Raw genomic sequence first — 7857 nt, 5'->3', positions numbered from 1 at the left:
TGTCCAGGTGCTTCCGCTTCCTCCCCCTCTCGGGAGCTCTCGGCGGAACGTCGCCTCCCGGCGACTCAGAAAACTTACAACACCGTCGGCTCTCGCCTCCTTCTGCCGTAAGCCTGCTCGCTTCGGGCTTCCCCTTGCGAACAGTCCAAAAACATAACACCTGCTTTGGCCGCAGAGCAAGGATCAGGCCACCAGCGCCTCGGCCCATGGCATGAAGCGGGCGAGAGTTTCCGGCCGATCGGCTGCCAACACAGGAAAGTCGGCCGTTGAGAGATCGGACCCGGCGGCGATGGCCTCCGGCGATCGCACCAACCAACGGATCGGACAGCCGAGCTCACTGAGCACCAACCAGGCGGCGGCCAGATCCCAAATCTTAGGAGTGGCCTCCAGGGCCGACACCGTCTGGCCCATCGCCACACTCACCAGATTGAGGCTGGCCACGCCGAGCAGGCGGATCTTGCCGGGGAAGCGTTGGTTGGGCAATTTCTGCAACACCCCGATCGAGCGGCTGCACAGCGACGCACAACCGGCGGGGTGGCTCTGCCGGGACGGAGGCTGGAGCAAGCGACCATTGCGCCAGGCTCCCTGACCACGGATGGCCACGATGCGTTGGCGCAGCGGCGGCACATCCAGCAGCGCCAGCACAGGGACACCACCCTCAAAACGTGCCATGGAGATAGCCCAATAGGGGATGCCGGCGGCAAAATTCGTGGTGCCATCGAGTGGATCCACCACCCAGTAGGCATTGCTCCCGGGCACGGTTTTGTTCCCTTCTTCGCTGAGGACTCCCTCGCCGGGATACAGCTGGGCCAATCCCTCCACCAGGGTGGCGTCACTCCAGCGGTCGCAAGCGGTGATCAGGCTGCCATCCGCTTTGAGATCGGAGGCCATGTGGCCAAAATCGGCGCGTTGGCGCTCGGCCACCCGATCGAGCAAGGCGTCCAGACCAGGACTGAGATGTGGGGCCGGGAAGGTGGTGGGATCAGCGTTCATCCGAGCTCGAGGGCCAGCACCTTGCTGAGGCTCCTCCCCGTATCCTCCCTGAACTGACGCAGGTTGATGCGGCTCAGCAACAGCAAAGCCGCAAAAGCCACAGCCGCCTCCGCGCTGAACACGAGCGCGTAGGGGGCATAGGTGGAGGCGGGTAGGTCGAAGACCTGCTGCAGCCCCCGAGCCAGGTCAAACAAACCACCGCCCACCACCTTGCCAAGGGCTCGTGAGAGGGCCTGGGCCAACCCCCACACACCCACAAAGGTGCCCGCCGCTTCCGGCAGGGTGAGATCCAGCATCAGCACCAGGGCGCTGTTGGTGCCGATGCCCGCCGCCAGCCCGAACAGCAGCATCACCAGCTGAAGCACCGGCACCCGGCCCACCAGGCCCGCCAGGGCCAACAGCACGAGGCTGGCGAGAATCAGCTGACAGCCCAGCCGGGCTGTGGCCAACTTGCCAAGCCTTGGCACGATCCAAAGGCCGGCGAGCAACAGGCCCACCAGCGTGCCCATGCCCCAGAACGCATTGAGGGAGGCCGTGGCAGCAATCGGCATGCCAAACACGTCGGCGCCATAACTTTCCAGGATGGGGTCCTGGAGAAACAGCGCCAGGGTGAACAGCACCAGAAAGGAGAAAAACACCAGCACCTGACGGCTGGACGTGATCAGGGCCCAGGCCTGGGCGAGGGTGATGGCGTCATCGCGGCGCTCGCTGCCCAAATCAGACGGGTCCTTAACGCCACCGGGCTCCAACCCCAGGGTGGACACCACTGTGAGGGCCAGCACCACCACCACCACCTTGGCCATGAACCCCAGCAACACAGGCTCCAGAAGGGCTGGATCGGTGATGCCATCCAAATTGCGCAGGTTGAGGCTGATGGCGATCGCGCCGATGACGATGCCCACCGTGAGCAGGCACCAGATGATGCCCACCGCCCGGGGCCGCTCCACTTCGCTGGTGCGATCGATCACCAGGGCGAGATAGGGGGTGGTGGCCAGAGAAATGGCCAACCCATAGAAGGCAAACAATCCGCACAGGCCAGCGATCCCAAGGCCCAACTCCGGCTGGGAGGCGCTGTCCAACAAGCGACCCACATGAAAGATCAGAGGGATCGACAGCACGGCCAGTCCACAGAACAGCGCCGTACCCAGCCAGATGTAGGGCGTGCGATGGCGGCCCCCAACCGGATGGGCATCCGAGATCTGACCGAACAGCACCCGCGATGGGGCAACAAACTGCTCAAAAGCCAGGGCACCTCCGACAAGCAGACCAGGAAACCCGAGCTCACTCAGCATCACCCGGTTGAGCAGCCCAGCAAAGATCACAGCAAGGCAGCCAAGGCAGCCCTGAAACAGCCCGAGACGCAGGGTATTGGCCAGGCCCAGAGTCGGGTGCTGACCAGCCAAAACGGCGCTCACCGGATCAAACCGCTCCTTGGGAAGCAGCCTGACATGCGGGGATCAACCGAGTGGGTTCCACTGGCACATCAGAAGCACCGACTGGCTTCGCGGCCGAGAGAGACTGGGGCGGACAGCTGGCCACCTGATCGAGACCAGTTCGACGACGCAGCTCCGCCAACCGCTTGTTGTAATCGGTGATGGCAGTGGAGTAGCGCACCTCGGCTTGGGTGAGATCCCGCTGGGTGTCCACCACCTCCCGCTGGGTGGTGACTCCGGCCTGGAAGCGCAGACGGGCCAAGCGCAGGGATTCCCGGGCTGAGATCACTTCCCGGGAGGTGGTGACGATGTTGCGGTTGTTCTTTTCGAGCTCGTAGAAGCTGGTTTCCACCTCCTGACGGATGCCGTCTCGGCTCTGGGCAAAGCGGAAGGTGTTCTCCTGAGCAAGCTGCTTATTTTGGCGCGACTGGGCGGCTGCGGCACCGCCGTCAAAGATCCGCCAGCTCAGGTTAAGGCCGAGGGTCGTTTCGTAGTTCGTGCCATCCGTGCCGGGCTGAGTCGTGACAATGGGCTCGTTGCCGTTGAAGACATTCCAGGTGAAGCCGGCAAAAATATTAAGAAATGGCTGAACGGCTCCCAGGGCCACATTGGCCTGGCTATTCGCGATGGAAATGTCGAGCAGGGCCTGATCCAGCTCTTCGCGGAAGGTGTACGCCGCGATGATGCTCTCCTGCAGGGAGGGCTGCCAGACCCCAAACACCCGAGCTGGATCCTTGGCGGTTGGGGTGACGTTCTGGGGCAGGTCCAACAGGGACGCCAGGGTGCGACGCGCAATCGCCTGGGCCGCCAGGGAGTCGCTGAGCAGCTGCTGGTCGCGGGAGAGCTGGGTTTCGGCCTCCAAAACCTCCAACTTGGTGGCCACCCCGGCCTGGAAGCGGGCCTTGGCATCCCGCAGGCTCACGATTGAAGCCCGCACCGACTCCTGACCGATCCGCACCTGATCATCGGCCTGCTGCAGGTCGAAGTAGATGGACGCCGTCTGCAGACGCAGATCCCGCAGGGCAATCACGTATTGGAATTTGGCCTTTTCAAACTGATCACGGGCCGCCGCGATCGTGGGGACCCGCTGGGGGTTGATTAGCGCCCACTGGGCCGTCAGAGCAGGACCAAGGGACCAGCCATCCGTGGCTGAAATCGATGTGGTGCCGAAGGCAGCATCTGAACGCGCCTGCCCCGTGGAGAAGGTCGGCAGCGAGTTGGCTTGCAAGGTGAGGTTGGGATACCACTGAGCAATCTGGGCCCGCAGGTTGCTTTGGGCCTGATCCACCTGGCTGGCGATCACCTTGAGATTGGGGTTGTTCACCTCGGCCAGATTTTCGACCTCCAGCAGACCCAGGGGCCGCAACTCGAGAATTCGCACCTGCTCTGGCTTGACCGGCAGGGCCAAGGAGGCTGGAGCTGGAAGGTTGTCCAGGCCTGGAGCCAGTTGGGTGGCTGCCGGCGTCACTAGGGTTGGATTGACTTTGGGGCGGTAACCCCGCACTTGGGTGGGGCTACCGCCCTGAAGCGTTTCAGGGGCGAGGGGCAACGGTGAAGGCATTGGCAAGCCAGCCTCCGCCTGAGACGGGGATGCAGCAGCTGACTCCTGGGCCTCAGCGGCAAGCGCCACCATCGGAGCCCCCAGCAGGCCGATGAGCGCGAGTCGAGAGATGGATTTGGACACGCCTGATACAGCCTTATGGCCAGATCTTAATGAGATCGAAAATTCTCATCGAAACAGGAGGCCACAAGGTCGTCTGCACCCCCCAGCAGCCGGACCGGCACCGGCAGTTGGCGCTCCAGCTCAGCAAGAGTCAAGTCGTCCAGGAAGACTGGCTCCCCCTGGCGCAGCATCACGGCCGGCAGCAGCAGGGCGTCGCCCAGATCGCGACCCCACAGGCCTGCCAGCAGATCCGAACCCGTCAACAGGCCCGTCACCACCTGCTCCTGGCCCCAATAGGGGCTGGGTAAGCCATGCAGGATCAACTCCAGGCCGTCCACAGCATTCAGCCGGGCCACCACAGGCTCGAGCGCTTCGGCCACCAACTGGCCCACCACCCAGCTGAGGCGCCGCGGCCGGGGCAAGGCCTGCGGCAGGTTTTGGGTGGCCTCATCAAGCGATTCCAGAAAGGCGCGAATGCTGCCCACGCCGTTTTCCTGTTGGGGCAAATCCTCATACTCCGCCCGGGGCGGTAGGGACAGGCCGGCCATCAAGTACCACTCATCCGACAACCAGGCAAAACGGCTGCCCAGGTCGTGCTGGAACTGTTGCTGCAGGGGTTCCACCAGGGCGATCACCTGGCGCGCGGCGTGGCGGTTGACGGGCACCAGCGCATCCCCATCGGGACGAAAGCGGGTGAGGCCCACCGGCACCACCGCCACCGAGAGCACCGCGGGCCACTCCCCAACGGCGAACGCGGCCAGGTCGTGCAGGGTCTGCTGCAACGCCGGGCCGTCGTTGATCCCCGGGCACACCACCACCTGGGCGTGGATCTGCAGATCCCGCTGGGCAAACCAGCCCAACTGCTCGAGCAGCAGGCCAGCCCGTGGATTCACCAGCAAGCGGCTGCGCAACTCCGGCTCGGTGGCATGCACCGAAACAAACAGGGGGGAGAGCCGCTGCTCCTCAATGCGCTGCCAGTCGGCGGCGGTGAGGTTGGTGAGCGTCAGATAGGAGCCGTAAAGAAAACTGAGGCGGTAGTCGTCGTCTTTGAGGTAGAGGCTGCTGCGGCGCCCCGGCGGCTGCTGATCGATGAAACAGAAGGGACAGGCGTTGTTGCACTGCTTGAGCCCGTCGAACAGGGCCTCGGTGAAGCCCAGGCCCAGGCCTTCGTCGAGATCCTTCTCCAGCTCCACCGTGTGGCGGGTGCCATCGGGATCTTCCACCTCGAGGGTGAGCTCCTCCTCACCCACCAGAAACTGCAGGTCGATCAGATCCCGCGGGCGTTTGCCGTTGATGCTGAGCAGCCGATCGCCGGGCTGAAAGCCGAGCTCTTCGCCGATGGAGCCTGGCTCCACCGTGGCCACCACGGCTGGGGCCGGCAACCGGGGGGACGTGCCATCAAGGGCAGCCAGGGCAATCCCCGCAGAGGGCTCATTCCACACGGCGGGAGGGGGTGTGCAAAGGACTAGCCATTCACTCTGGCGCCCAACCAGATCAGGATGCCAACGCCGAACAGCAGCCGGTAGATCACAAACACCCAGGTGCTGTGGTGCTGCAAGAAACGCAGCAACCAGGCAATCGCCAGCCAAGACACCACCGCCGCGGCCACGATTCCCACCAACATGGGCACCACGCCGCCGCCGGCGGGGGCACTGAAGGCCTCCTTCAACGACACCAGTCCGGCCAGGGTGATCGCCGGGATGCCTAATAAGAAGGAAAAGCGGGCCGCCGCCGGGCGCTGCCAGCTGTCGAAGAGAGCAGCGGTGAGGGTGCTGCCGGAGCGGGAGACGCCGGGTACCAGCGCCAGGGCCTGGGCCAGACCCACCCACAGACCATCACGGGGCTGCACGTCGTCGAGCTGCCGGCGGCGGCTGCCCACCCATTCAGCCCAGGCCAACAACAGGGCCATCACGATGGACACGATCGCGATCGAACCCATGCTGCGCAGCGGCGAGTTGTCGTAACCCGGCACCCAGAGCTTCAAAGCCAGACCCCCCAACACGATCGGCACGGTGCCCAGGGCGATGGCAACCCCCATGCGGGCGGAGGGATCGGTCCATTGGCCATGGCGGAAGGCCCGGGCCACCCCGCGCAGCACCTCAGCAAGGTCAGCACGGAAATAGCCGAGCACCGCCGCAATGCTGCCCAGTTGGATCACGGCGGTCACCGCCACACCGGGATCACCCCAGCCCAGCAGCACCGGCACCACCTTGAGATGGGCCGTGCTGCTGATCGGCAAAAACTCCGTGAGCCCCTGCACCACGCCGAGGATGAGCGATCGGAAGCAGGCTTCCCAGATCCCGATGGTCGGGGCGGGCAGATCGGGAAGAACGGCAAACAGGGCCATGCGGCGCCAGGCAAGCTCGGCCGACCCTATGGCCGGAACCCCCGTTCGACCCCTTAAGGTTGGACAACTTTCTTCACATCCCTTGGTGGTCGGGGCCCGTCCCAGCGCACAGTCTCCGGCTCTGGGCCAACCGCTTGCCGCGGTGGGCAACGGGCTTTTGGCGTCGACGCCATGGGCCAGCAATGGGGCCTGGGCGTGGCTCCAGGCGGCTCAGAACCCTGGACTGATCCTGATCAGCGGTGTGTTGGTCACCCTGCCGGTGTTCCTGCAGGCCCCTTGGGTGCGGCTGGCCCCCTTCAGCGCAGCGCTGTTCACCGTGCCGCTGCTGGCTTTTGCCCTGGCCCTGGCCCACCACCCCAACCCCCGGATCCGCCGCAGCGGCGAGCTGCTGGTGGGGTTCTGCGGAAGCTGGCTGGGGGGGTGTCTGTTCTGGGGCTGGGTTCGGTTGCATCCCCTTTGGCATCTGCCGATTGAGGCCTTCGCTCTACCGCTGGCCCTTGCGGGGCTGCAGGGACGCTGGAAGCTGGCCTGCGGCTTTTATCTGGGCTCCCTGATGGGGACGGCCTTCACCGATGCCGCCATGGCGGCAACAGGCGTGATGCCCTTTTGGCCCCAGGTGCTGAGTGCCAGCCCTGCGGATGCGCCGCTGCTGCTACAAGCCGCCGCCCAGCAGGTGGTGGCTCCCCTGCCCATGACCCTGGTCTTGCTCTGCGGGGCGCTGTTGCTGCAGGCCTGCCGCTGGCTCTGGCAGCGGGGGCCGGTGGGGCGCATCACCGCCTCCGCCCTGGCCACCACCCTCGCGGTAGACGCCCTGTTTCTGCTGGCTGCCCTACTGGCGCCCAACCTGAGCGGTCTGATCTGAAGATCTGCAAAATCCTGGGGCAGCCAGCCCAGGGATCCAGGCTCAGCTCTGTAACGTTGAGTCCTGGTGGCTTTGACCACCTCCCGTCCCGTAGTTCAACGGAGTGTCGTGATGAAACGGCTGGTTGCCTGGCTGATGAGTGGGGTGGTGCTGGCCGGCCTCCTGATCACGCTGTTGATTCCCCCCGCCGCCTATGCCGCCGACCGGCGCAACCTGGCCGACGACAAAATCGCCGAGCGGGCCGGCAAGGTGGACCTCAACAATTGCTCCGTCCGTCGCTTCCAGGATTATCCCGGCATGTATCCCACCCTGGCCGGCAAGATCGTTCTCGGTGGTCCCTATCAGAGCGTCGATGATGTGCTCAGCCTGGATCTGACCGACCGTCAGAAGGAACTGTTCAACAAGTACAAGGACAACTTCACCGTCACTGAGGCATCGATTGCCCTCAACGAGGGCGACGACCGCATCAACGATGGCCAATACCGCTGAGCTCTAAGCTCACTCCCACCTTGAAAGCCGTCGGGGCCTTCCGGCGGCTTTTTTAGTGCCGGTCCTTGCC

7 protein-coding genes are annotated in these 7857 nt (G+C 64.6%); 2 read left to right on the top strand and 5 right to left on the bottom strand.

Annotated elements, in window-relative coordinates; all coding sequences use genetic code 11:
- Nucleotides 1–183: 183 nt before the first annotated feature.
- The 5 genes from KBY57_RS13645 to KBY57_RS13625 all read right to left on the bottom strand — a co-directional run bounded on the left by KBY57_RS13645 (nt 184) and on the right by KBY57_RS13625 (nt 6436).
- On the bottom strand, nt 184–993 hold the full coding sequence (locus KBY57_RS13645) for an inositol monophosphatase family protein (RefSeq protein ID WP_254996436.1): 810 nt from the start codon (nt 991–993) through the stop codon (nt 184–186).
- Nucleotides 990–2408, bottom strand: coding sequence for a BCD family MFS transporter (locus KBY57_RS13640; RefSeq protein ID WP_254996435.1), 1419 nt, complete (start codon nt 2406–2408; stop codon nt 990–992). Before KBY57_RS13640 ends, KBY57_RS13645 begins: the two co-directional genes overlap by 4 nt.
- 4 nt (nt 2409–2412) lie before the next feature.
- Nucleotides 2413–4059 carry a TolC family protein gene (locus KBY57_RS13635; RefSeq protein ID WP_409996460.1) on the bottom strand — a complete coding sequence of 549 codons (1647 nt, stop codon included), beginning with the start codon at nt 4057–4059 and terminating at the stop codon, nt 2413–2415.
- A gap of 77 nt (nt 4060–4136) precedes the next feature.
- A complete protein-coding gene (locus KBY57_RS13630) occupies nt 4137–5531 on the bottom strand; it encodes a TIGR03279 family radical SAM protein (RefSeq protein WP_254996433.1) in 1395 nt (464 codons plus the stop codon).
- 23 nt (nt 5532–5554) lie between these two features.
- Nucleotides 5555–6436 (bottom strand): undecaprenyl-diphosphate phosphatase, encoded by an 882-nt coding sequence (locus tag KBY57_RS13625; protein WP_254996432.1) that lies wholly within the window; start codon nt 6434–6436, stop codon nt 5555–5557.
- Between the two features lie 157 nt (nt 6437–6593).
- Here KBY57_RS13625 and KBY57_RS13620 point away from each other — a divergent pair, with 157 nt between their 5' ends.
- Nucleotides 6594–7298, top strand: a complete 705-nt coding sequence (locus KBY57_RS13620) for a DUF3120 domain-containing protein (RefSeq protein ID WP_315859808.1) — start codon at nt 6594–6596, stop codon at nt 7296–7298.
- Nucleotides 7299–7409: 111 nt separating this feature from the next.
- Complete coding sequence (gene psbU, locus KBY57_RS13615) at nt 7410–7787, top strand: photosystem II complex extrinsic protein PsbU (protein ID WP_094561507.1); 378 nt, start codon at nt 7410–7412, stop codon at nt 7785–7787.
- Nucleotides 7788–7857 lie beyond the last annotated feature (70 nt).

The organism is Cyanobium sp. Aljojuca 7D2 (assembly GCF_024346415.1).
Lineage (GTDB): Bacteria > Cyanobacteriota > Cyanobacteriia > PCC-6307 > Cyanobiaceae > Cyanobium_A.
The sequence above is the reverse complement of the archived record's forward strand: the minus strand, read 5'-3'. Positions and strand labels throughout refer to the sequence as shown.

Excerpts from the sequence above, each read along its gene's own strand:
- KBY57_RS13645 (WP_254996436.1), bottom strand. The coding sequence starts at position 993 with ATGAACGCTGATCCCACCACCTTCCCGGCCCCACATCTCAGTCCTGGT.
- KBY57_RS13635 (WP_409996460.1), bottom strand. The coding sequence starts at position 4,059 with ATGGTGGCGCTTGCCGCTGAGGCCCAGGAGTCAGCTGCTGCATCCCCG.
- KBY57_RS13625 (WP_254996432.1), bottom strand. The coding sequence starts at position 6,436 with ATGGCCCTGTTTGCCGTTCTTCCCGATCTGCCCGCCCCGACCATCGGG.
- psbU (WP_094561507.1), top strand. The coding sequence starts at position 7,410 with ATGAAACGGCTGGTTGCCTGGCTGATGAGTGGGGTGGTGCTGGCCGGC.